The 1,800-nt window shown below is 61.7% G+C and carries 1 protein-coding gene; it reads left to right on the top strand.

Features of this window, described 5'->3' with window-relative positions; translation table 11 throughout:
* Positions 1-1,582: 1,582 nt before the first annotated feature.
* Positions 1,583-1,800: citrate/2-methylcitrate synthase (locus AC1D1G_RS44855; RefSeq protein ID WP_477956900.1), on the top strand; the 218-nt coding region annotated here is incomplete at its 3' end.

The following is a 1,800-nucleotide window of genomic DNA, read 5'->3' as shown; positions in this document are numbered from 1 at the left end:
CCCCGGCACCGGCGGGGACGTCGTTCGACAGGCTGACCACCACGTCGTACTTCTTCTTCCGCGCCACGTCGAGATAGTTCTCGAGCTGCTCCTTCTTGAGCTTGCCGTTGCCGGTCTTGACCTGCGCCTTAAGCACGGCGCTCCCGCGCCTTTGGTACCGGGCGAGGCGCCCCCAGGGAGCCATCACAGGCTTGGGTGCAGCACATCGCACGCACTCTTAGCGCCGATCCAACGGGCGCGGTGAGCCCTTCAACCACTCGTCGCAGGCTCGCGCCGAACGCCACCCAACAGGCCGGATATGTACGCGCTGTCGAGACTCCAAACTTGCACTTGCTGGTCGATCATTCGAGGGATGTAGAAATAGTTGCAATGGCATGGATCACATTCCCTGGACTACCCCGCACTGGATCACGAAAATCACTATTGCGCCGCTCGTCACTGCGTGCAGGTTGTCCGTGTAGCGCCCCTGCCAGCTGATTTTCGTCGTTGGCGGGGGCTGCGCTTGGCCGCACCACAACACGACACCGCCTCGCTCGCCGAATCGAAAGAAGTAGACAAGGGAAATCGTACTGGGGTGACAATCCGTCCGGACTGCGCCGACCAGTTTGGCGATCACTGCTCTCGCTCCCGGCGAGGGTTCTATCCGCGAATACAGTGCGATGCCGAGAAGAGTGACCTCGTCGCGGCCCTCCAGCGCAGCAGGCGGTTGCGACTCATCTCGACCCGGGGCCGGAAGGGCATCCCGCCCCGCTCTCACCAAGCAGGTTGCGCAACACGGGACCCCACTGGCTGAGAGCGATTCCGGGTCTTGCCAGGGGTCCCGTGCCGCGTGCCGTACTCGTTGCGAACCCGGCAAGCGAAACCCCGCCCAACTTTCGGGAAGATGGGGTCTCCACACCAACCAAATGCTCGACGATCGGTCGCGATCGGTGCGTGTTGAGACTATTCGCGTCGAATCGACCACTGCCAGGGGTTCGTTCATGATTCGAACCTCGACTGCGTCACACTAAAACGCTGCAAGACTTTCTCGTTCCTGCCGATCAGGACGCGCCTATCAGACCCCCACCATTTCCACTACCGCCTGACCAGGTCGGCCGATGCCCCGAATAGGCGCGCGGAAGGCCAGCGGGACGACCCGTCGCACGAGGAGATGTCGCTGTCCATTGGACGATCTGTATGTCAGTACCTTTCACGGACCTCAAATCGGCCCACTGCCGCGCCTTCGAGTGCCACCGTGACCGCCGCGTCCCGTTTCCCTGGCCACTCGGCTATGTTCACTGGGTGAACGGTTATGGCTCCGTTGTCCCGCACCACGAGCAGTACGCAAACAGGTATTGAAATGTTTACCGCTAACCCTTTTAGTGGAGCAGCGACGATCGGAAAGGCTGTTCGCTGAATGGACATGAAATCGCGAAGGCGTCGCCGGGTAGGCACTGTGCGCTTGAGCCGAGACGATGCGGTAGCGAAACTCCGGCACCGCGTTGGTCTCTGCTTCAACGGATAAGGCGGTCCGTTTTTCCGGCCCCGGATCCTGCTCTTCGCACCAAACTCTCTCGCCACCAGAATATTTTGAGGACCAGCCATGACTACTGCAGAGATCACCGACCGGACTGGTCTACCAGCTGATTTCGTAACCGGTCTGGAAGGCGTGGTCGCGTTCACCAGCGACATCGCCGAACCCGACAAGGACGGCGGCGCCCTGCGCTACCGCGGCGTCGACATCGAAGAACTCGTCGAGGGGCACGTCACGTTCGGCAACGTGTGGGCCCTGCTCGTCGACGGCCGCTTCGGCCCCGGACT

This window comes from Rhodococcus sp. P3_B8 (assembly GCF_056402775.1).
Note: the sequence above shows the minus strand (reverse complement) of the source record. Positions and strands in the feature narration are given on the sequence as shown.